Source organism: Endozoicomonas sp. Mp262 (assembly GCF_025643335.1).
Taxonomy (GTDB): domain Bacteria; phylum Pseudomonadota; class Gammaproteobacteria; order Pseudomonadales; family Endozoicomonadaceae; genus Endonucleibacter.
The window spans coordinates 2658532-2681465 of the sequence record NZ_CP092489.1 but is presented as its reverse complement, the minus strand read 5'-3'; the positions used below and the strand labels follow the sequence as shown (position 1 = coordinate 2681465).

The window sequence follows — 22934 nt, the reverse complement described above, 5'->3', positions numbered from 1 at the left end:
AGTTTTTTATACCAAAACCTGAGTCAAAACCTGACCAATAGCTTTGGCATTGACCGGGTTGAGCATCTCAAAATGGGTGCAATCAAGATCATGATTAATAATCTGCCCTCCCAGATAAGGCTGCCAGTCATTCCGTGACAGCCAATTTTCCTGCCTGGGTTTTGCCGCCGTGAAAAAGAGCATATCCCCATCAAAACGACGATGGTTTGCCTGACGTACCAGCTTGCTACAATCCATATAGGCTTCCACCAGATTTTCCATTAATGGCTTTGATACACCGGTTAACAATGACTGACTCGTGGTTGCCAGCTGATGAAGATCATCAACAGACATTTGCTCCACTGGGAAATCAGCAGGGTCAAGTCCCGCCATTCTTAACAGACCTGAAAGTGCCTTGCTGTCATCAAGGGGGATATGCCGCCATTGCCCGGAGGGATAGGAATCCAGAATAACAAGAACAGATACGGTTTCACCCTGAGACTGCAGTTCAACCGCCAAATTATGGGCAACCGGCCCTCCGGATGACCACCCTAATAAGTGATAAGGCCCTTCAAGCTGAATCCTGCGAATCTGCTCCAGATAATCCCGGGTCATATCCACCATAATATCATCGCCATGCTGCGGTGGTATGTAGTCCGAATCTGATAGTCGTCGAGCCTGAATACCATATACCGGAACGTCGTCTGGTATATACCTTGATAGACCAAGATAGTCCCAGCTAACCCCTCTTGCGGGATGAATAAAAAATAGCGGAGAACCACTGCCCGTAGTTTTAATAGGTAAGACAGGATCAAAGAGCTGCTGACTGCCTGCTTTTATTCCCTGAGATTCGTCTTCCAAAGCCCTGGCAATATCAGCCAATACAGGGTAGCTATACAGCAGTTGAACTGAAATGCTTTTATCCAGCAACCGGCTCAGGCGATTGGCCACCTGAATCATCTGGAGGGACTGCCCACCCAGTATAAAGAAATCATCCTGAGGACTGACCGTGATGTCCCCTAGGATTTCCTGCCAGACTGATATCAGCACTTTTTCCATTTCAGTGGCAGGAATATCAACGTCAGAGCACTGGGCAGGGCTTTGCTTTAACTGCTTGCGATCAATCTTGCCGGATGGATTACGGGGCAATCGGTCAACATAGATAAATTCACTGGGCACCAATGCCGCGGGTAAACTCTGAAGTAAATACTTTCGAAAGTCTTTAGGCTTGTTATCTTTGCTATCAGCTACCAACCAGGCTGTCAGACGCTTAATGCCATTGCTGGACAGTACACCAACAACCGCCGCTTCTTTTATTCCAGCTTTATTGATCAGCAGATTCTCAATTTCCAAAGGGTTAACCCTATGGCCGCTGATCTTGAATTCATCATCAACCCGGCCAATAAAGATTAATTGGCCATTGCCATCCATTCTCACTTTATCGCCCGTTTTGTAAGCTCTGACAGAACCATCACCGGTTTTCAGGGTAATAAATCGCTTATCCGTCAAAGCATCACGATTCATATAACCCTGAGCCAGTCCGCCACCAGCCAGGTAAAGCTCACCTTCACGGCCAATTCTTACAGGCTTCTTATGGCTATCAAGCACCCATGCCTGCATACCAGGCAATGGTTCACCAATGGGTAACGCCTGGAGATCAAAATAAATGGCTTGTGGACCGGCAAGGCTGGCACAGGTTGCCACAATGGTGGTTTCTGTTGGGCCATAGGTATTTAACAGATTCACCCTGTTACCCAGACATTGCTGCCATTGCTCAAGCCGTTCCGGGAGAACCGCTTCCCCCCCGATAATTACCGTATGCAGGGTTTCCGGCAATGATATGCCTGCACTCCCAAGCCCATAGGCCAGTTCGTGCCAGTAAGCGGTGGGTAAATCCAATACTGTGATCGCCAGCTTATGACACGCTTTAATAAAACCGGTAACCGAATTAATCATATCCTCGCTGCGCAGCACCAGCGTGGCGCCGTTGCAAAGGGTTAAAAACAGCTCTTCAACACTGGCATCAAAATGCAGGGGAGCAAATTGCAGTACCCTGTCACCTTCTGATATGCCATAACGCTCCGTAGCCCCCGCAACAAAATGCCCTAATGCCCCATGGTGAACCTTAACCCCATTAGGTGTACCTGTAGAGCCTGAGGTATACATGATATAAGCGGGATTATCGGGCAAAACCTCTGGTGACTGATAAGCACTACCTTCTTTCTGTAGACCAAGGTTATCTATCAGGAGTGCAGTAAAGTGAGGCTTTATCTCAGTTGTATCGAGAAGATGGGAAAATGCAGTACTGGAAATAATAATTGCCGGTTTTGCATCATCAATAATGCCTGAATTCAAGTCATAAATGCATAACCCATGACTTTTCTTGCATTCACTCCAGTTAACTCTTTGAATGCCTCATATGGTGTTTTGTAACCGAGGCATTTCCTGGGCCTGCTGTTCAGCTTGTCTACCGCAATGATAACGTCTCTTTCTTTGACGTTATGAAGCTCCATTGATTTGGGAAAGTACTGCCTGAGCAGCCCATTGGCATTCTCATTCTGGCCTCTCTCCCAAGAGTGGTAGGGCACAGCAAAGTAGCTGTCGCAGCTCAAGGCTTTGTTGATTGCTTCATGCTGAGCAAATTCCTTACCGTTGTCGTAAGTGATCGTTTTAACAAACCTTTTCAGGGGCTTGAGTGTATCAATCACTGCCTGTTTAACCGCTTTTGCTTTCTTTCCTGGCAGCGGAACAGCAAGGCGCAGTTTAGTCTTTCGCTCATCCAGTGTGGCAATGGCACCCTTATGGTTTTTGCCGATTACGGTATCCGCCTCCCAGTCACCAACACGCCCCCTGTTGTTGACGATCTCCGGGCGCTCTTCAATACCTACCCGGTTAGGTATGCCTGTTCGGTTATGAGCTGAACCATATCGCTTTCGGTACGTTTTTTTCTGATGGCGCAAGTGTTTATACAGGGTACCGTCAGTGCGCTTATCATCCTCTATGAACTGGTAAATCGTCTCATGATGCAACTTGATTATCCCTTCTTTTTCAAGCCTTCCAGCCACTTGCTCAGGACTCCAGTCAGCCCGGATATCTTGAGCAATCCGTCGCTTAATATCTTCCGTCAACTTCACCGCCTTGGGTTTTTCCTTATGACGCTGTTGAGCCTTACGATGAGCCTGCTGGTGCCTGTAACCACGCTGCCCTGTGTTGCGTCCTAACTCCCGTGACAGCGAACTCTGTGAACGCCCGAGTTTTTCTGCAATTTTATTTTGAGAAGTCCCATTTTTCAGTTCGATTTCGATATAATGTCTCTCTTCAGAGCTAAGGTGCTTAAAGGCCATCCTTGGCGTCCTCTGTTTGGTTTGGTTGCTTAACAGAGTACCCCTGAGTTCTGATTCACTTCAAAGGCTCTGTAACAACCCTCTGGTTACAGAGGTTATGCATTTATGATACAAATTCAGGCCTTTTCAAAAAGGCTGACATCCAGATTACCGTGAATCTCCAGGCACTCGCCGGTATTATAAAGCGGGCTCTGGCCATGCAATTGCTGGCCCAACCAGATTCCTTGCTGAGCCTGGGTTAAAGGTAGCGTTAACAGCCCCTGGGACATGAATCGATTACTCCTTATCCTCTACCCTTTAACTTTGGCGTTTAATACTTCAAGCCATTCAGTCAGTGTCGTTAATTCCACTAGCTCGGAAAAATCAATATCGATACCTTCGAATCGCCACTGCTCAATCAACGTCATGACCCGAATAGAATCCAGCCCCTGATCCATCAGACTGATATCCTGATCCAGGTCATCTGCTGTCATATAGAGGATTTCAGCAATATCAGTCATAAACTTAGAGGAGGCATCCTCGCTGTTCTCAGGACTGAGGCTGTCCAGCACCATTTCACTATCCAGGGTGACACCACAACGCCGGGCAACATACTCCAATGCCATCCTATGCTCATCCTTGCTGAAGTCCGCCAGGGCATCACTGACCATAAATGCCTGAATGTCATACATAAAGGCATCCGCAGCTGTCAGCATGCAACCTATATGGGCATAGACACCGCAAATAATCATCTGATCGCGGCCCATCTCTTTCAGCCGTGCTTTCAGGCCATTACGCTTAAAGGCACTGTACCGCCACTTCGTCAGAAGATGGTCGTCTTCCTCTGGAGCCAAAGGGTCAATAATATCAGTGAGGCTGGGAGCAGCCTTGAGTCCTGTTCCCCAAAAATCAGTGAGCAGGGCACGATCTGAAGGATTCTGGTCTCCAGGCTGGGCCGTATAAATCACAGGGATACCCGCCGCTTTACATTGCGCTTTAATACGCTGGATATTTTTAACCAGGGTCGTCACTGGTTCAGCAGAGGTATCATAAAAGTTCATGAAATACTGCTGCATATCATGAATCAGTAGCACGGTACGGGAAGCATCCGGATGCCATTGGACTTTATTAAGACCATAGTCCATTTCAGGCATGGTATAGGGGGTAATCTTTGGAATACTCATTGCATTAGTCCTTACACCTGAACTCTCAGGCTTTTTTTACTGACCTTACCAATGGATGTTTTAGGAAAAGCATCAACAAAAATAATGCGGTCCGGCACTTTAAACTGGGCCAGCCCACAATTAGCCAGGAAACGCTTTATTTCTATAATTTTTGGGCGCTCCTTCTGTGGAATAATAAAAGCACAGGAACGCTCTCCCAGATAAGGATCAGGCATGGCCACAATAGCGGCATCGTGCACAGCCGGATGGGCCAAAAGGTGATTTTCCACTTCTTCTGCCGCAATTTTTTCACCGCCCCGGTTGATCTGGTCTTTATCACGGCCTTCAACGACGAGATAACCCTGCTCAGTTAGCCGGACAATATCTCCGGTTCGATAAAATCCATCTGTCGTAAATGACCGGGAATTATGCTCTGCCGCCTTGAAATAACCTCGGATAGTATAGGGGCCTCGGGTGAGTAAGTGTCCGGTTTCACCCAGGGTTACTTCAACATCGTCATCATCAACAACTTTCACTTCATCCGCTGGAGAACAGGGCCTTCCCTGGGTATTAACAATAATGTCTTCGGGATCATCAAGGCGGGTATAGTTCACCAGACCTTCAGCCATACCAAAGACTTGCTGAAGCTTGCAGCCCAATACTGGCTCAACCCTTTTCGCCGCTTCAGCACTGAATTTTGCGCCCCCCACTTGCAACACCTGTAGACTGGACAAGTCATAACAACTGCCCCGGTCTGCATTCCCCGCCGCTTCCATCCAGACCAGAGCCAGAGGCGGTACAACACCGGTGACTGTTACTTTTTCCCGGTCAATCAACGGGAAGACCTGATCCGGCGCCGGGTTTGGCGCCATAACCACATGCCCACCGGCATAAAAAGTTCCCAGGGTACCCGGTGAACTTAAGGGGAAGTTATGGGCTGCGGGCAAAGCACATAAATAGACACTGTCTTTATCTAACCCACAGACTTCAGCACTGACTCTCAGGCTATAGATATAATCGTTATGGGTTCGGGGGATCAGTTTGGGCACACCGGTACTGCCCCCTGAAAGCTGAAAGAATGCAACACAAGATGGATTCAGGTCAGGCAATGGCACCACAGAGTCATAAAGGGAACTCAGAGGAATAAATTCATCTGCATCTCCCACTACTATAATGTGATCCAGAGCCGGAGCATCCTTTTTCACCTCACGTGCCAGCCCCCTGTAATCAAAGCCTGCAAACTGATCTGCAATAATATAGGCTTTGGCCTCAGTAAATTGGCAGAAATAGCTGATTTCAGCACGACGGTGTGCAGGCAATGCCATTACCGGTAAGACACCCAGACGAAACAGGGCAAAGCAAACAGCAAAGAATTCAGCAATATTTGGCAGCTGAACCACAACAATATCACCTTCAGTAATACCGATTCTTTGAAAACCTGCCGCCAGCTGATCTGCTTTTACGTCAAGATCATGGTAACTCCACCGCCGATTACCACAGACGATGGCCGTTTTATCCTGAAAACGTTCAGCGCGCTGTCTTAGCAGCTGGCCAAAGGATATATTTTCCCAGTAACCTTGTTCCTGATACTGGCTGACTATATCTTCAGGCCAGCCGGGACTAGCCTGAGCAATACTATCCAGTTTTGACTGTATACTTCCTGTCACTGTACGGCCCCTGCATTCTTATCCAGACCAATGGCATTCAACATGGTTCTGAATTTAGCGCCAGTTTCAGCCAGCTCACTGTCCGGATCAGAGGCTGCAACTACCCCAGCCCCGGCATAAAGCCTGACAAAGGCATCCTTGATTTCCGCACAGCGTATTGTCACTACCCATTCACCATCACCACGGGCATCGCACCAGCCCACCATTCCTGTAAAGAAACCACGGTCGAAGGGTTCATTTTCAGTGATAAACTGTCTTGCCTTGTGGGTGGGATAACCACACACTGCCGGTGTTGGATGTAAGGCGGTTGCCAGTTGTAATGATGAGGTTTCAGGCTCTTTTAATGTACCTTCAACCACTGTGGAAAGGTGCCACATGGTTTCTGTTTTGATCAGTGAAGGCTGCTCCGGTACTTTAAAATCAGTACAGAACGAACTCAATGCTGAAGCTACGGCATCCACAACTACCGCATGTTCATGCAGATCTTTGGCTGATTTAAGTAGTGCTTCCGCACGACGCTGGTCTTCAACAGGGTCTTTACTACGAGCGGCAGAGCCAGCCAGTGGATTGGCAATGACTTTCTGCCCTTTTCTGGAAACCAGTAGCTCAGGGCTGGCTCCAAGTAATGCTACATTGCTGTTTTCTTTCTGGCAGGGTACATCAATACCAAAGGTATAACCGGTTTTATTATGGCTGGCCAGATTCCAGAGCACTTGCCTGATATTCACAGGGCTTTCAGCTTCCACTTCCAGGGTTCTGGACAAAACCACCTTATCCAGCTCCCCTTTAGCAAACCGTGACAATGCCTCCCGAACACAGTTTTTATACACTTCCGGCTCCGGAACCAGCCTCACCTTCGGCGCGGCAAGATTGACTGGAGACTCTACAACAATCCCCCCCGGACGACAGGAGTCAGATCGCAGAACCTTTTCAGGAACCCCAAGATAAACAGGATTGCGACTATCAAAGGGTATAGCGCCAACAACAACTGGGTTGTGCTGACCCGCTTTATGGGCAATATCATGTAACAAACTAATCTGGGCAGGCAGCGAGTTGAACGCGCTCTTACCAGAAAGGCAGGCATACATTTTCTCAGCCATCAGGGTATGCCGGGGAGAAGAAAAAAAGAAAGAAAGTGATTCTGGCTCCTGCCTGTTTGCCAGCTTGTTACTGCATCCGGTTGATGACATGTATTAGACGTCCTGTAGCGGTCAGACACAAACTCCCCCAGCCTATCAATGACACAAACTGAAGCCGGGAAAGGAAATTTGAAACAAATGCTATTGTAAATGATAAGCATTATCAATAAGCTAATTATTCTTTTTAACTTCGATGAAGTAAAAGCCCAGTAAACGTTCACTGACTTTCACATAAGGTAAGGAATGACTAAGTCATTAACCGAGCGTCGTCTTATACCGCTAATAGTGCTAACCCAGTTTATCACCACCCTGGATTTTATTATGGTGATGCCAATGGGACCTGATATCACCACTAGCCTTGGAATTCCCCTCAGCCAGGTTGGACTGTTCAGTACAGCCTATGCCTTATCTGCCGCCATTACCCTGATACTGCTATCAGCAAAGCTGGATCACTTCGATCGTCGTAAAGCCCTGGTTGTTTCCATAATGGGACTTAGCCTGGCTGCTTTTGCTGCCTCTGTTTCATCCGGTCTTTATTCGCTGATAATAACCCGGATCATAGCTGGCCTCTTTGGAGGATTGACCTCCTCCTTTGCTATGGCACTGGTCATTGATACTATTCCCCCTGCCCGTCGTGGCAGAGCTATGGGAAAAATAGCAGGTGCCTTTTCCCTGGCAGCAATCCTGGGTGTGCCAGCAGGCCTGCAAATTTCACTCTGGTATAACTGGCAGTTTGCATTTCAAGTGTTAGGTCTTCTTGGTATTTTCGCTTCCGGGTTGCTCTGGTTATACATTCCCAAGCAAACCGCCAACAACTCTAATAAACAACCTGGGCCATCAAAGAGAATCTCCCTTACCAATGAAATGGTCTTGGGTCTTGGGTGTGTCACAGCAGGCATTGTTTCCGGATTTCTGCTTATTCCCCACCTGGCAGGTTATCTGCAATATAACCTTGACTACGATCGTGAACTGGTCGGCAGCCTTTACATGGCAGGTGGTGTCATTACCTATCTGCTGACCTGGTTTACCGGTCATATGATTGACCGTTTCGGCTCCGTTATAGCCAGTGGAATTGGTATAATTGGTTTTGTGACAGCCATTGTGACTTTGTTTATTGCCCCAGGCATTGTATCCATTCCTGTGGTCTTTACTGTATTTATGGGCTTCAATGCCATCAGAACAGTATCTACTCAGACACTGATGATGCAAATTCCAGCGCCATCACAACGGGCTGGTTTTATGGCGCTTCAGAATGCGACACGGCATATATCCACCGGTGTTGCAGCAGCGATTGCTTCTGTGATCCTCACTCAGCAATCCACAGGGGTACTCGGCAATACCTCTTTCCTGGGCTGGCTTGCCATCACTATAGCAACAGCATTACCCATTCTTGTCTGGCTATTGACCCTGAAACTGAAAGATAGAAACCAAACGACAATTAATGCACAAACAGCTTAACTGAAAAAATTAATGAGACCATTAGTATGAGTAAATGGAGTCCTGATAGCTGGAAAAATAGCGTAGCCTGCCAGCTTCCCCAATATGCTAATACGACCCATCTGGCAGCGGTTGAACAGCAACTACAGGCTCATCCCCCCCTGGTATTTAATGATGAAATCCGCGCTCTCACCAGCGATCTGGCCAGAGTCGCCGACGGCAGGGCTTTCCTGCTTCAGGGTGGTGACTGTGCAGAAACATTTTCTGCCTTTACGGCTTATCATACCCAAAGCCTGTTTACTCTAATGGCTCAAATGTCCGTAGCATTAACATTCGGAACAGGGCTGCCTGTTATTCGAGTAGGGCGGCTGGCAGGCCAATTTGCCAAGCCAAGGTCGGCAGTCATTGAAACAAAGGATGACTGCACTCTCCCTGTTTACAAAGGCGATATTATCAATGGCATTGCCTTTAATAGCGAAGCCCGGCAGCCCGATCCGGAGCGAATGATAAAAGCTTATCAACAGGCAGCGTCTACCCTTAATCAGGTCAGGGCAATGACCCGTAGTGAGTTTGCCTCACTGGAAACTGCCCATAAACAAAATCTGGATTATATTGCCAGTGCACCAGAGTTAAGTATTTATAATGCTGCTGCCATGCAGATGAATGAGTCCTTCAGTTTTATGAAAGCTTGTGGCTATCAGGCGCACTTAGTATCTGGTAACCGTATACCGCTGTATACATCCCATGAAGCCCTCCTGCTTCCTTATGAGCAGGCCCTGACCCGTCAGGAAGAAGCTACAGGTAACTGGTATAACAACTCCGGTCATATGCTCTGGATTGGCGATCGTACACGACAGCTGGATGGCGCCCATATTGAATTCGCCAGGGGTATCAATAACCCTATCGGTATAAAAGCGGGCCCCACCCTGGCCAACGATGAGCTATTAAGACTGATAGAACGGCTGAACCCGGAAAACAAACCCGGAAAAGTCAACATTATTACCCGAATGGGCGCTGATAAGGTTGAGGCACACCTACCAGGTTTAATCAAAGCCGTTAACCAAAGTGGCTATAAGGTTATCTGGAGCTGTGACCCGATGCATGGCAATACTTTTACCAGCTCATCAGGCTATAAAACCCGGGATCTCAATCACGTATTGACTGAATTAAGGCACTTCTTTGCTATCCATCACGCAGAGGGGAGTCATGGCGGTGGTATTCATCTGGAAATGACTGGTGAGCAGGTCACAGAATGTATTGGTGGTTATAAAGGTCTCACCGAGGAACAATTACAGCGTAACTATACCACCCTCTGTGACCCCAGACTAAATGGAGAACAGGCTTTAGAACTGGCTTTTGCCATGATTGATGTTTTCAGGGATTTAAAACAAAAGGCCAGTGGTTATTGTTCTGCCGCCTAGCAGCCTGTCGGACTTAGCTCTGACCTACTGCGAAAAAGCCGGATTTGGCCATTTTTTATGCTGATTCTCGTTAAATAGAACCACTATTCGCCTCGAATCAGCATAAAAAATGGCTCAAACCGGTCTTTTTCTCGCTACGATCGGCTAAGTCCGACAGGCTGCTAGAAGAGGTTGTAATCTAATTTTCAGGCGCTTTTTATTTAGCGCTCCAAAGAGGAGGGCAACAATAAGCGTTGAACGGGAAAGCCGCCATGAACCGGTTTGAAATTATGTTTCCAGACCGGATCAAGGCGTAAAGAAAAAGTGGCGTTTACACAAAATTATTTACAGGCTCTCCTTTCTATAAACCTGAAAGCTTTTCCTTCAACCAAAAACTCTCATCTTCCAAAACCCCTCTTTCTTCTTCCAGTTTTCTTTCTAACTCTCCAAGTTTATTTATAAGCTCTTTAGCTGCCATTAAAATATTCATTTTTGATGCTTTTTCTCCTAGAGGAGATTGACCATCTTGCAATTGCTCGTTAATCGAATTCTTTAATCTCAAAAAACCATCTCGTAGTGCAAGCCTTCGATTCTTTTCACTAGAAACATGCTTTTGCTTCTGGCTATCAGCAGTATCATATCCCGAGTCTTGCCTTGCATACGGCACCATAGATACTATTTTACCTGACCGATCACATTGATATTTACCAGTTTTCTTTTTACATTTTCGATTACTATGTCTGGGTATAATACCACGCTGATCCAATACACCACCTCCCAATTGCGTAGTATTGTAATTGTGGTCAAGCTCAATTACCAACATCTCTTTTTTTACTACTTGACACTCGCTATTTACTGACTGAACAGGGGTGAGTTGACTGTATTTTAATACATCATCATTAATTTTCATCTGCACTTTACTTATCTTCTGGAATGGTAGTTCACCCAATGTGTTATGATTCGTTTTTTCTAAATACTCACCTATATAATACTTTAAATCATCACACACTGTTTGAATTTTTTTATATTTAAAATCGGCACCTTGCTTCTTTTTTTCTCTATGCCACCCATCAATTATAACCTCACACCAAGCCAAAAAAAGCTTATGATGAGGATCATCCTGATAATAACAAATATTTTTAAGCCAGTTCTCTAACAAATAAGCTTTACCAGGGTGAAATTTATCATTATTAAAAATAAACCCTTTAAATTCGCATACCATATCGAAATCTTTTCCATCAACCGGATGGATATCAGGGTGATATTGTTGAATGGCTGCATTTGCAATCTCAAGGGTTTCAGCATGCAAAAGATCATTTTCAAATAGATTTTTTCTAGATAATATCAATTCAATATTTATCATACCATGTTCTCTTGCATATTTCGAAACATAACTCTTCTTTGTCCTTATAACCACTTCCGTGGGTAAACCATTTCTAAAAGTGTCACTCTCCAGGGCTTCACTCCCTCCACCTTCAATAGCAAAACCATCCACTTCTCCATCTTTCCCAAGATAAGCTCCATTCATCTCATCAGTTAATTCGTAATCATTTCCCATCATCCTTACTTTGTTTTTTACAGTATCGGTTAAGAATGGATCTTCTCTCTCAGAGTATTTACCTATTACTCGTAGCCCTACACGGGCATAAATCGTTTCTCTATCCTGACACGGCCAATCCTGATATGACTCCTCATTTTTTCTCATATTAACATAATCAGTATCAGTGCAGTGTAGCACTCCTTCATCTCCGTCATAACAAAGATAGCATCGTTCCACTGCTTTCACTCCTTTAATTGATAAAGTGACAAAATAGCAAAAAATAAAAAACCGAAACATGATAATAACAAACACCCCATAAAATCGATAAAGAAAGCCATAGCCCTTGATTTGTTTATCAAGGATAGAATAACTGGTGTATCACTCAATATTGAACAACCCATTTTATATAGTCGACATTTGCCATTATTACCAAACAGGTCAAAAAAATAGTAGGTGGGCAGCAAAGTATTTTATGGATTTCTGGAGAAAGAATGCTATACCATGGCAAATATTCGCCCTATAAAGATCCAGCATCGTTAGCAATAGCATGTCCAATACTATTAGCAGCACCCGTTATAACAGCTACTTTCTTAAAAAGTAGCTGGATCAGCCGTACTTATGATTGATGTCTTTCCTTTAATTTTTCCACAATACCAGACAAGGTCAATCCCTGGTCTTGCAACAACACCAGCAAATGATAAATCAAATCGGACGACTCATTAATCAACTCTTCCTTATCCCCAGCTACAGCAGCCAATGCCACTTCAACACCCTCCTCTCCAACTTTCTGGGCTATTCTTTTGGAACCTTTTGCATAAAGGCTGGCAGTATAAGAAGACTCCGGACTAGCCTTTTTTCTTTCAGCAAGTACTTTTTCCAGTTGCCCCAGGAACAACAGAGACGTATTTTCAGGGTCGGGTTCTGTTGGATATGGGCCGGAATCAAAACACGTGGTGGTGTTCAAATGGCATGTTGGCCCTTCAGGTGCAGCTTTAACTAACAATGTATCCTGATCACAGTCCAGACCTATGCTCTTTAACCTGAGTTTATTGCCAGAAGTCTCTCCTTTGGTCCAGAGACGCTCTTTGGTTCGGGACCAGAATGTCACCCATTCCGTTTCCAGAGTTGTCAATAACGCTTCTTTGTTCATATAGCCCAGCATCAATACCTGACAGCTACTATTATCCTGAATAATGGCAGGCACAAGCCCATTATTTTTATTCCAGTCAATTGCTTCTATCAGGCTCATATCCGAACCCCTATCTGTTGTTTTTTTAAGTATTCTTTAAGCTCATTAATCCTGATAATTTGCTTATGGAAGACAGAGGCCGCCAGTGCCCCACTCACTCCCGTTTGCTTAAACACTTCTGCAAAGTGCTCCATTTCTCCAGCACCTCCAGAGGCTATCAGGGGCACCTTACAAGCTTCCCGAACCCAAGCTAGCTGTTTCAAGTCATAGCCCTGACGAACACCGTCCTGGTTCATAACATTCAATACAATTTCTCCGGCTCCCCTTTTTTGCACCTCCTGAACCCAGTCCAGCGTCTGCCACTTTGTCAGCCGGGTTCGAGAGACATCACCGGTATACTGATAAACCTGATAGCGACCTGTCTGCTCATCGAGGTACGAGTCAATACCCACCACAATACATTGCACACCAAAGGTATCCGCCAGCTCTGTTATCAACTCAGGATTAGCCAAGGCTGGGGAATTAATGGAAATCTTGTCAGCCCCATCATTTAATACCCGTCGTGCATCTTCCAAACAGCGAATGCCTCCGGCAACACAGAAAGGGATATCAATAACTTCGGCAATCCTGGCAATCCAGCCTTTATCCACCACCCGGCCATCACTGGAAGCGGTAATATCGTAAAACACCAGCTCATCAGCACCTTCTTCAGCATAGCGCTTTGCCAGAGGTACAATATCACCCATCACTTCATGATTACGGAAACGAACACCCTTTACTACCTGCCCATTTCTAACATCCAGACAGGGAATAATACGTTTTGCCAGCATCACCTAACGCCTCCAGCCATCAAAAGCCTCTCTGGCTGTAAATTTTCCATCCAGCAATGCCCTACCAACAATAACACCAGTAACACCTGAATTTTTCAGGGCTGCTATATCGTCCAATGAACCAATGCCTCCGGAAGCCTGAAAAGCAATTTCTGGAAACTGATGTGATAGATCCCTATAAAGCTCGACATTTGCCCCCGTTAAAGTGCCATCACGGGAAATATCGGTGCATAACACATGCTTAAGGCCTACGGTCAAAAAGTTATCCAGCAGGGTTTCCATCTGAATACCTGAGTTTTCCTGCCAGCCTGATAGAGCAACCTGACGCCGACCTTCCCTGTCAATATTTATATCCATCGCCAATACCACCTTCTCAGGCCCATAGCGTTTTATCCATTCCTTCACTCGCTCGGGGTGCTTTACCGCGGTTGAGCCGATTACCACGCGATCAGCCCCTGCTTGTAATAAAGACGACATATCATCCTCTGTGCGAATACCTCCACCAATTTGTACATTCGCTGAAATACTCCCCAGAAGCTCGCTGATTAATGCCAGCTGTCGTGCTGCCGGATCTTTTGCACCGGTTAAATCAACCAGATGCAACCACTCCGCACCCGCTTGCTGGTAGTCATTAAATTGCTGTGCAGGATTGACCTTGTACTCGGTGACTTGCCCATAATCCCCCTGAAACAAGCGGACCACCTGACCATTAATTAAATCAAGAGCGGGTATTATCATTATTTATAGCTCCAGAAAATTTTTTATTAATTGCGAACCCACCTTACCCGAGCGTTCCGGATGAAACTGGACGCCATGGTAATTGTCTTTTTGAATAGCCGCAGAAAACCATTCACCATACTGGCAGTTAGCAATGGTATAACCATCATGATGGGAAAAGGGGATGGCATAACTATGGACAAAGTAAAAAAAGCTTCCTGGGGAAATACCATTGAATAGTGGGTGATCCTTAATGGCAATCACCCTATTCCAGCCCATATGAGGAAGAGGTAAGGAAGCCACGTCCATTTTTCTCACTGGTGCTTCACAGAAGCCTAAACAGGATATAACGTTCTCTGCCTTTTTATTTTTTTCTTCCGAAAAAGAGCATAGCAACTGCATACCCAGACAGATACCCAGCATAGGTTTATCAATCTGCTTAAGGGTCTCTGTCAGTTGGCGCTTCTCCAGATTTTTCATCGCTTCCTGTGCTGTTCCAACGCCAGGTAGAAACAACTTGTCAGCATTTATTAAAACATCAGGGGCATAGCTGACAACGACCTTGTAATCTAAACGCTCAATAGCATATCTTACTGAAAGAATATTGGCACAGCCCGTATCAATAATAACGACGGTTTGCTTTTTCCCAGCCATTACAGAACCCCCTTACTGCTGGGCAATTCTTTCCCCCCCACTTTAATAGCCTGGCGCAATGTTCTGCCAAACGCCTTAAACAGGCTTTCAATAATATGGTGGGTATTAACGCCAACAGATGAAAGATGCAAAGTACAGGCAAGGGCATCAGTGAGTGAACGGAAAAAATGGGGAACCATTTCAGTGGAAAGGTCCCCCACCTGATCCCGTGCAAACGCTGCATCTAACTTTAAAAAAGGTCTGCCTGACAAATCCAGCGCACACTGTGCCAGACATTCATCCATAGGTAAGGTAAAACCAAAACGGCCAATACCCCGTTTATCACCAAGAGCCTCTTTCAGTGCCCGACCAAGCGCTAGGGCAGTGTCTTCCACCGTATGATGATCATCAATATTAAGGTCTCCCTTAACATGGGCTTTTAACTGAAATCCTCCATGGGTGGCAATCTGATCCAGCATATGATCAAAGAAACCAATGCCGGTTTCAATTTCACTGTTACCCGATTCATCCAGATTAACCCGGATTCGGATAGCTGTTTCCCGGGTAATGCGTTCAATTTCAGCCGTCCTTTGCTTTTGGGTCAGAAGTTTGACAATTCTCGGCCAGCCCATAGTTTCAGGATGATACTGAATGCCCTGAATAGCCATATTACCGGCTAGCTGCAAGTCGGTCTGTCGATCACCAATAACGGCTGATGTCGCAAAATCAACCTGCCCTTCCTTAAGGTATTTTTCTACCAATCCCAACTTCGGCTTACGACAACTGCAGTTATCCCCATCAAAGTGTGGACAAATAAGTACATCAGAAAAGTAAACGCCCTGTGACTCGAAAATTTCCATCATCATTGAGTGTGGTTGATCAAAATCAGCCTGTGGAAAACTATCGGTACCCAATCCATCCTGGTTAGTTACCATCACAAGGATATAACCGGCTTCCTGTAAACTGAGCAAAGCAGGGATAACCAGAGGTTCCAGCTTGAGTTTATCCAGCCGGTCTACCTGAAAATCTTCAGGCGGCTCAAGAATGAGTGTTCCATCACGGTCAATAAACAGTATTTTTTCTTTTTTCATTGCTTACTTCCTGATCACTTCAACTGACTTTCAATAGCTGCAACAAGCTCTTCACACTCTTCACGACTGCCGATACTAATACGCAGACATTGATGGATAGGTGAATGCCTTACTGTAATCCCCTGATTCCATAAGCAGGAAAACACCTGCTCCGAGTCTGGAAACTGAACCAACAGAAAATTGCCAACACTTTCGTAGACAGTAACGCCATTAAATTCAGAAAGTTTTTCAGCAAGGTATACGTGGTTAGCCCTTAGCACTTCTACCTGACTTTTAGTTGTTTTCACTCCATGGTCAGAAAGGGCCTGAGTTGCAATTTCTTCCACAGGGACAGGAACAGGATAGGGCGCAATGACTTTTAACAGCAGCTGGATGATATCTGCATGGGCCAGAACAAAACCACAGCGCAGGCCTGCCAGGGCAAAGGCTTTGGATAATGTCCTTAGTATCACCAGGTTAGGGTACTCATTGAGTAGCTGTACGGATGAAGCTTCAGGGCAAAAATCAATATAGGCTTCATCCACCACAACCAGTGCTTTACTGTAGGTCATATCCAATAAGGCTTTAATAGCCTGCGGCTGAATCAGGTTCCCTGTAGGGTTATTGGGATTGCAGATAAAAACCAGCTTGACTGAATCCAGATTTTTTCTAATTAATGGTATATCTAATTGCCAGTCAGCTGTCTTAGGTAGTGCTTTAACAGCTACGCCTACTGTTTGAGCACTGATTCCATACATACCATAAGTGGGTGGACAGTAGAGAATACTGTCCTGCCCTGGTTCGCAAAAGGTTCGAATAAGCAAGTCAATTCCTTCATCAGCTCCCCTGCATGTCAGGATCTTTTCCTTTTTGACTCCTGCATAATGGGCATAGGCTTCAACCAGTTCGTCAGGCTGACAAGCGCCGTAACGGTTCAGCCGGTCACAACTCACCTGGTATTTATTTGAAAAAGGTGACTCATTGGCATTCAACCAAATATCACCGCTGCTTCCCAGCCGCCGGGCTGACTGATAAGGCATCAACGTCTGTACCGACTTTCGGGCGAGTTTTTCCCCATTCATCGTTCAAAACCTGCCGCTTTTAGCTTTTCCATCCGGAGTGTCACTGCTTGCCCATGAGCCGCCAAACCTTCAGCATCTGCCAAAGCAGTCACTGTCGGTGCCAGGTTAAGAAATCCCTCAGCCGTCAGCTCCTGAACAGTCATCCGTCGTGTAAAGTCGGCCAGCCCGAGACTGGAGCAAGACCGGGTATAGCCATAGGTGGGTAAGACATGGTTGGTTCCGGAAGCATAATCCCCCATAGACTCCGGTGACCACTGTCCAAGGAAAATAGACCCGGCCTGATCCAGCCAGGGCAACAACTCACGGGGGTTTCGAGTCTGTATAACCAGATGCTCAGGGCCATATTGATTGGCAATGGATACACATTCATCAAGGGTTTCAGCAACAATTAACAGGCTGGATTCCAATGCCTGCCCAGCAATTTCTGCACGGGGAAGTTTGGCTAACTGATATCGAACCGATTCTGCGGTTTTCTCAGCAATTTGTTTATCCGGTGTCACTAACACCACCTGAGAGTCCGGGCCGTGTTCAGCCTGGCTTAACAAATCTGCCGCAATAAAATCAGGATCGGCATCACTATCGGCAATCACCAGCACTTCTGAGGGGCCTGCGGGCATATCAATCATTGCACCTTGATAATCAGCACACACCTGTCGTTTTGCTTCGGTAACATAAGCACTGCCAGGGCCAAACAGCTTATCAACCCTGGCAATAGTTTCTGTGCCATAGGCCATGGCTGCTATAGCCTGGGCTCCTCCCAAAGAATAAATTTCAGTAATACCGCATAAAGAAGCTGCATAAAGAATTTCGTTAGCAATAGGCGGAGGGGAACACAATACGACTCTTTGACAACCCGCTATTCTGGCAGGAATACCCAACATTAAAACAGTGGATATGAGCGGTGCACTACCTGCTGGAATATATAGACCCACCGAATTAATAGGTCGCGTTACCTGTTCACAAACAATACCCGGTTGCGTTTCAACTTGAACAGGCATTAGTTTCTGAGCTTGATGGAAAGCCTTGATATTTTCACTGGCTTTATCAATTGCCAACTTTAGTGGGTTATTAATCTGATCAGAGGCCGCCTTAATTTCCTTGAAACTGACTTTAAACGTCTTAGAATGAAACTGATCAAGTTTGCCAGTCAGCTCAATTAACGCATCATCACCCCGTGACCTTACTTCAGCAATGATTGCAGCAACGGCTTGAGAAACCTTTTTGCCCTGAGCAATTGCCGGGCGCATTAGCCAGGCATTTTTTTGTTGTTCATTAACATCCTGCCAATTAATCTGCTTCACTGTCCCTACTCCATCATTTTTTCGATAGGCAACACCAGAATGGAACTTGCTCCCAGCTGTTTTAATTGTTCCATGGTTTCCCAGAATAAATTTTCAGAACTCACTAAATGAATAGCAGCCCTGTCTCTATCATTGGCTAAGGGCATGACCGTAGGATCTTCTGCACCAGGCAATAATGCTTTAATATCATCAAGGCACTCAAGCGGTGCATGGAGCATGATGTATTTAGACTCTTTAGCCTGTATCACGCCCTGAATACGAACCAGAAGACGATTAATTAATGACTGCTGTTCCCCGTTAAAATGACCTGTACGCTGTATTAATACCGCACTGGAAGCCAGAATAACTTCAACTTCCCTGAGGCCATTAGCTTCCAGGGTTGCTCCAGTGGATACCAGGTCACAGATAGCATCAGCAAGGCCTGCCCGGGGAGCCACTTCCACGGATCCATTTAAAATACAGGTATCACAATTAACCCCTTTTTCCTGCATATACTGCTTCAGCAATTGGGGGTAGGTTGTTGCTATTCGTTTTCCCTCAAAGCTTTGTATGCCCTGATAAGGTTGATCTTGATCGAGAGCAATCGCCAACCGACAGTAGCCAAAATCCAAAGTCCGCAGTTTTTGATAATCGCAAGGCTCCCTTCTGGTAGCTCGCTCTAAACCCGTTTCCTGTAGTTCGTTTTCTCCGATAATACCCAGATCAACAAGCCCATCCATTACCAATCCTGGAATATCATCATCCCTGACCAATAACAGGTCTATAGGCAAGTTGTCGGAGTGAACAACCAAGCGTTCCCCCATCACACTGAATTTGATGCCACAGCGCCTTAGTAACTCTTTGGACTCAGTCCCGAGGCGGCCTTGCTTTTGGATAGCAATTCTTATTTTTTCCCGTTGCACTTTGTTATCCTTTTTATTGAGGCATCCAGTCTAATGGGTAACGCCTGTTCCTGAAATAAAAAAAACCGGAAGATTCCTCTCCCGGTTTTTTTTAGATAGTCGATATCAACCTCTGGAAGAGTGCCCTTGGCGTCTTCCAGAGCCGACGATACTGAGGCTCAAGCTATTTACACAGACCTAGTTAGTCTTTTTATCCATCAACATTAGCGTAATCAAATACCCACCCACTGCCATATATTGTCCAAAATACTGGCTACCAGCCGATAAGCCTGCCGCCAAGTCTTCTGTCAGCATCACAGTAAATGTTTGATTAACCGTATCCAGCTCTTTCATTACTGCTGCATCAAAGCCAAAAAAGCGCCCCACCTCAGGATAAAGCAACTTAAACAAGCTTTCTTTTGCCGAAAAAACGAGGGTGAAAAACCAATCGAAAGGTAAACCCATAGATTCCTGAAGCTTCAAATCATCCGGCAGTAGAACCGCTTTTGACAGTCTCTCAGCTCTTTCAGCTGGAACAATCTCCTCGGCATCAATACCAATAGCCCTAAATTGGTGAATTTCCCCAACAATAGCCAGTGCCAAGCCATTACTATGGGTGATCGAACCGATATAACCCACAGGCCAACAAGGACTTCTGTCTTTATTAGTAGGAACAAAACATTTACTGGAACCCAATGCTTTTAGCCCCTCCCTGGCACAATAACGACCTGCTAAATACTCTGCCTGCCGTTTACTTCTTGCCTTCATTAATGAAGAAGGAAGCAGCACACCCTTGTTTTGATAGTACGAAACAGCATCTAAGTCAGCCTGATAACAGGTACTAAATAGCACCAGATCATCGTGTAAATCAGGGAAATATGCCTGATTTACAGCCCCTACCCGACACAGTTTTTCACACAGGTGCCCACCAGCAACACATGCTGTAATCTGATCCATTATCCCCCAACCAACTTTCTTCAGTGTACTTATGTACGGCTCATAATACAGTTCTTGGCCTTACAGTAAAATCAGGGGATCCCGGATAGAAAAGGAGGTGATCATCTACCCCCTCAGGTACCTTTAATAAAACTGCCGCGTTGATAAAACGGCAGTGATTAAAATATGGCTCTCACTGGGAGAAATCAACTGTCTCTTTCATAGTTCTCTTTAACCTTTATCTATCATTGCATTATTTAATACTCTTACTATCTTTAATTTGCTAAAAGCATTCAAATTAAGACGGGGCCTTATAGCGATGTATTCAAAAAAATTAAATAGCACTCTCGCTCTTTTATCAAACCTGAATTCAAGTCATAAATGCATAACCCATGACTTTTCTTGCATTCACTCCAGTTAACTCTTTGAATGCCTCATATGGTGTTTTGTAACCGAGGCATTTCCTGGGCCTGCTGTTCAGCTTGTCTACCGCAATGATAACGTCTCTTTCTTTGACGTTATGAAGCTCCATTGATTTGGGAAAGTACTGCCTGAGCAGCCCATTGGCATTCTCATTCTGGCCTCTCTCCCAAGAGTGGTAGGGCACAGCAAAGTAGCTGTCGCAGCTCAAGGCTTTGTTGATTGCTTCATGCTGAGCAAATTCCTTACCGTTGTCGTAAGTGATCGTTTTAACAAACCTTTTCAGGGGCTTGAGTGTATCAATCACTGCCTGTTTAACCGCTTTTGCTTTCTTTCCTGGCAGCGGAACAGCAAGGCGCAGTTTAGTCTTTCGCTCATCCAGTGTGGCAATGGCACCCTTATGGTTTTTGCCGATTACGGTATCCGCCTCCCAGTCACCAACACGCCCCCTGTTGTTGACGATCTCCGGGCGCTCTTCAATACCTACCCGGTTAGGTATGCCTGTTCGGTTATGAGCTGAACCATATCGCTTTCGGTACGTTTTTTTCTGATGGCGCAAGTGTTTATACAGGGTACCGTCAGTGCGCTTATCATCCTCTATGAACTGGTAAATCGTCTCATGATGCAACTTGATTATCCCTTCTTTTTCAAGCCTTCCAGCCACTTGCTCAGGACTCCAGTCAGCCCGGATATCTTGAGCAATCCGTCGCTTAATATCTTCCGTCAACTTCACCGCCTTGGGTTTTTCCTTATGACGCTGTTGAGCCTTACGATGAGCCTGCTGGTGCCTGTAACCACGCTGCCCTGTGTTGCGTCCTAACTCCCGTGACAGCGAACTCTGTGAACGCCCGAGTTTTTCTGCAATTTTATTTTGAGAAGTCCCATTTTTCAGTTCGATTTCGATATAATGTCTCTCTTCAGAGCTAAGGTGCTTAAAGGCCATCCTTGGCGTCCTCTGTTTGGTTTGGTTGCTTAACAGAGTACCCCTGAGTTCTGATTCACTTCAAAGGCTCTGTAACAACCCTCTGGTTACAGAGGTTATGCATTTATGATACAAATTCAGGAAAGCTATTATCCATTTTAATAACAATTAGTTTAATTATTACATCAAACATGGCTTATTCTGCGAATGGTAAAAGAAAACATGAAGAAAGTTTAAAAAGTCATCACCCAAAAAAAGCAAAGCACAATCATCAATCATTACCCAGTCCTTCATATCAAGGCATAGCATACTTTAAAAATTCCAAGTTTCCACACAGTGAAAGCAGTGTAAAAAGTTATATTTTAGCTGCCAGAGTGGCTGAACAAACCTGTACTCAAAACTGCGAACTTCATGATCTCAAAATAGGCTCAATAAAATTCACAGATGACGATAGAGGGATATTGAGAAAACAAACAACCCGAGGATCAACCCCAGCAATATCTGATTTAACCGTTATCATGGCAACAAAGTGGGACAGTGCTTTCCTGACGGCTTATGTATCCGTCAAATCTGGTGCTAACCGTGGCGTCAGTACCGTCATCGCCGGAGGCAAGCAATTTGGGGGGGGTTGGCGGAATACTACACCAGATCATTTCTGGTACTAAGCCGTCTTGGCTACCCACTGGCCGAGGCAGTCAAGAGGAAGCTCTATGTCAAGTAACTAACTATCCAAAAGCTTCTCTTTTTGCAAGAAGCAGGATAGAAAAAAAAACAGCCTTTCAAACAACAAAGTATAGATGGCAACCCAGATGTAATCATCGTATCCCCATTAAGCACTTATGCATTTGCTAAAAACTCAAGAGGTAAAATAGTTGAATTTTACAGACAGAAAATGTTTGAAGCCTTAACTAAGGGTCTTGTTCTGGAAGCAGAACGTAACAAGCAGCAGCGATCTGTTCTCCCGCCAAAAATGATTTTTACTGTTAGCGATGAAGAAAAAGAAATATTTCTTGAATATTGCGCTACGTATCACATTAAAGTCGACGCTTTCGATTTTGACAAGGTGTTACCAGGTTCTATCCCGGCAGTACCTCGCAAGCGCCAATATGATTCTGGGTTTGGCTCCGGATATACCCCACCTAAGCAGCCAAGAGGCTCTATGCCTCAGCCATCTAGATTAAGGCAAATCCTGGAACAAGCCCGAGAAAAATTCGCTGGTTATTTTTAACCGCCACAAACAATCCTATTAATCACCTTTACCCCTCCAAAGGCCCATACGGACTCATCAAAAAAGCAGCCTACAAA

At 45.4% G+C, this 22934-nt stretch carries 21 protein-coding genes; 4 read left to right on the top strand and 17 right to left on the bottom strand.

Features of this window, described 5'->3' with window-relative positions; translation table 11 throughout:
- Positions 1-6 precede the first annotated feature (6 nt).
- From MJ595_RS11840 to dhbC, 6 genes are all read right to left on the bottom strand, one after another.
- Positions 7-2334 carry an AMP-binding protein gene (locus tag MJ595_RS11840; protein WP_263078086.1) on the bottom strand — a complete coding sequence of 776 codons (2328 nt, stop codon included), beginning with the start codon at positions 2332-2334 and terminating at the stop codon, positions 7-9.
- Positions 2331-3323 (bottom strand): IS30 family transposase, encoded by a 993-nt coding sequence (locus tag MJ595_RS11835; protein WP_263078067.1) that lies wholly within the window; start codon positions 3321-3323, stop codon positions 2331-2333. The genes MJ595_RS11840 and MJ595_RS11835 overlap by 4 nt, the downstream gene beginning before the upstream one ends.
- A 116-nt stretch (positions 3324-3439) precedes the next feature.
- Positions 3440-3592, bottom strand: a complete 153-nt coding sequence (locus tag MJ595_RS11830; RefSeq protein WP_263078084.1) for a condensation domain-containing protein — start codon at positions 3590-3592, stop codon at positions 3440-3442.
- Between the two features lie 21 nt (positions 3593-3613).
- Positions 3614-4486, bottom strand: a complete 873-nt coding sequence (locus MJ595_RS11825) for an isochorismatase family protein (protein ID WP_263078083.1) — start codon at positions 4484-4486, stop codon at positions 3614-3616.
- Positions 4487-4497: 11 nt separating this feature from the next.
- Complete coding sequence (locus tag MJ595_RS11820; RefSeq protein ID WP_263322499.1) at positions 4498-6120, bottom strand: (2,3-dihydroxybenzoyl)adenylate synthase; 1623 nt, start codon at positions 6118-6120, stop codon at positions 4498-4500.
- An 8-nt stretch (positions 6121-6128) separates the two neighbouring features.
- On the bottom strand, positions 6129-7322 hold the full coding sequence (gene dhbC, locus MJ595_RS11815) for an isochorismate synthase DhbC (protein ID WP_263078082.1): 1194 nt from the start codon (positions 7320-7322) through the stop codon (positions 6129-6131).
- A gap of 192 nt (positions 7323-7514) precedes the next feature.
- On the opposite strand from dhbC, the gene MJ595_RS11810 reads away from it, so the two are divergent.
- Both MJ595_RS11810 and MJ595_RS11805 read left to right on the top strand, forming a co-directional pair.
- Positions 7515-8729, top strand: a complete 1215-nt coding sequence (locus MJ595_RS11810) for an MFS transporter (protein WP_263078081.1) — start codon at positions 7515-7517, stop codon at positions 8727-8729.
- Between the two features lie 26 nt (positions 8730-8755).
- Positions 8756-10129: a 3-deoxy-7-phosphoheptulonate synthase class II gene (locus MJ595_RS11805; protein WP_263078080.1), complete on the top strand. Its 1374-nt coding sequence runs from the start codon at positions 8756-8758 to the stop codon at positions 10127-10129.
- Between the two features lie 340 nt (positions 10130-10469).
- Here the strand turns inward: MJ595_RS11805 and MJ595_RS11800 are convergent, their stop codons facing one another.
- The 11 genes from MJ595_RS11800 to MJ595_RS11750 all read right to left on the bottom strand — a co-directional run bounded on the left by MJ595_RS11800 (position 10470) and on the right by MJ595_RS11750 (position 21650).
- A complete protein-coding gene (locus MJ595_RS11800; RefSeq protein WP_263078079.1) occupies positions 10470-11945 on the bottom strand; it encodes a helix-loop-helix domain-containing protein in 1476 nt (491 codons plus the stop codon).
- Positions 11946-12264: 319 nt separating this feature from the next.
- Positions 12265-12897 carry a bifunctional phosphoribosyl-AMP cyclohydrolase/phosphoribosyl-ATP diphosphatase HisIE gene (hisIE, locus tag MJ595_RS11795; RefSeq protein WP_263078078.1) on the bottom strand — a complete coding sequence of 211 codons (633 nt, stop codon included), beginning with the start codon at positions 12895-12897 and terminating at the stop codon, positions 12265-12267.
- Positions 12894-13667 (bottom strand): imidazole glycerol phosphate synthase subunit HisF, encoded by a 774-nt coding sequence (hisF, locus tag MJ595_RS11790; RefSeq protein WP_263322498.1) that lies wholly within the window; start codon positions 13665-13667, stop codon positions 12894-12896. The genes hisIE and hisF overlap by 4 nt, the downstream gene beginning before the upstream one ends.
- A gap of 3 nt (positions 13668-13670) precedes the next feature.
- Positions 13671-14405, bottom strand: coding sequence for a 1-(5-phosphoribosyl)-5-[(5-phosphoribosylamino)methylideneamino]imidazole-4-carboxamide isomerase (gene hisA / locus MJ595_RS11785; RefSeq protein ID WP_263078076.1), 735 nt, complete (start codon positions 14403-14405; stop codon positions 13671-13673).
- Positions 14406-14408: 3 nt separating this feature from the next.
- Positions 14409-15038, bottom strand: a complete 630-nt coding sequence (gene hisH, locus MJ595_RS11780; protein WP_263078074.1) for an imidazole glycerol phosphate synthase subunit HisH — start codon at positions 15036-15038, stop codon at positions 14409-14411.
- Positions 15038-16108: a bifunctional histidinol-phosphatase/imidazoleglycerol-phosphate dehydratase HisB gene (gene hisB / locus MJ595_RS11775; RefSeq protein ID WP_263078073.1), complete on the bottom strand. Its 1071-nt coding sequence runs from the start codon at positions 16106-16108 to the stop codon at positions 15038-15040. The genes hisH and hisB overlap by 1 nt, the downstream gene beginning before the upstream one ends.
- A gap of 14 nt (positions 16109-16122) precedes the next feature.
- Entirely contained in the window at positions 16123-17169 is a 1047-nt protein-coding gene (hisC, locus tag MJ595_RS11770) for a histidinol-phosphate transaminase (protein ID WP_263078072.1), read from the bottom strand.
- Positions 17166-18470, bottom strand: a complete 1305-nt coding sequence (gene hisD / locus MJ595_RS11765; RefSeq protein WP_263078071.1) for a histidinol dehydrogenase — start codon at positions 18468-18470, stop codon at positions 17166-17168. The genes hisC and hisD overlap by 4 nt, the downstream gene beginning before the upstream one ends.
- 5 nt (positions 18471-18475) lie before the next feature.
- On the bottom strand, positions 18476-19372 hold the full coding sequence (gene hisG, locus MJ595_RS11760; RefSeq protein ID WP_263078070.1) for an ATP phosphoribosyltransferase: 897 nt from the start codon (positions 19370-19372) through the stop codon (positions 18476-18478).
- Between the two features lie 177 nt (positions 19373-19549).
- Positions 19550-20308: a 4'-phosphopantetheinyl transferase superfamily protein gene (locus MJ595_RS11755; protein WP_263078069.1), complete on the bottom strand. Its 759-nt coding sequence runs from the start codon at positions 20306-20308 to the stop codon at positions 19550-19552.
- A gap of 349 nt (positions 20309-20657) precedes the next feature.
- The gene (locus MJ595_RS11750; protein ID WP_263078067.1) at positions 20658-21650 is read right to left on the bottom strand and encodes an IS30 family transposase; all 993 of its coding nucleotides are present in this window, start codon (positions 21648-21650) and stop codon (positions 20658-20660) included.
- Between the two features lie 170 nt (positions 21651-21820).
- Between MJ595_RS11750 and MJ595_RS11745 the strand changes: the two genes are divergently transcribed.
- Entirely contained in the window at positions 21821-22294 is a 474-nt protein-coding gene (locus MJ595_RS11745; RefSeq protein WP_263078066.1) for a hypothetical protein, read from the top strand.
- A 227-nt stretch (positions 22295-22521) separates the two neighbouring features.
- Positions 22522-22857: a hypothetical protein gene (locus MJ595_RS11740; protein ID WP_263078064.1), complete on the top strand. Its 336-nt coding sequence runs from the start codon at positions 22522-22524 to the stop codon at positions 22855-22857.
- Positions 22858-22934: the final 77 nt, after the last annotated feature.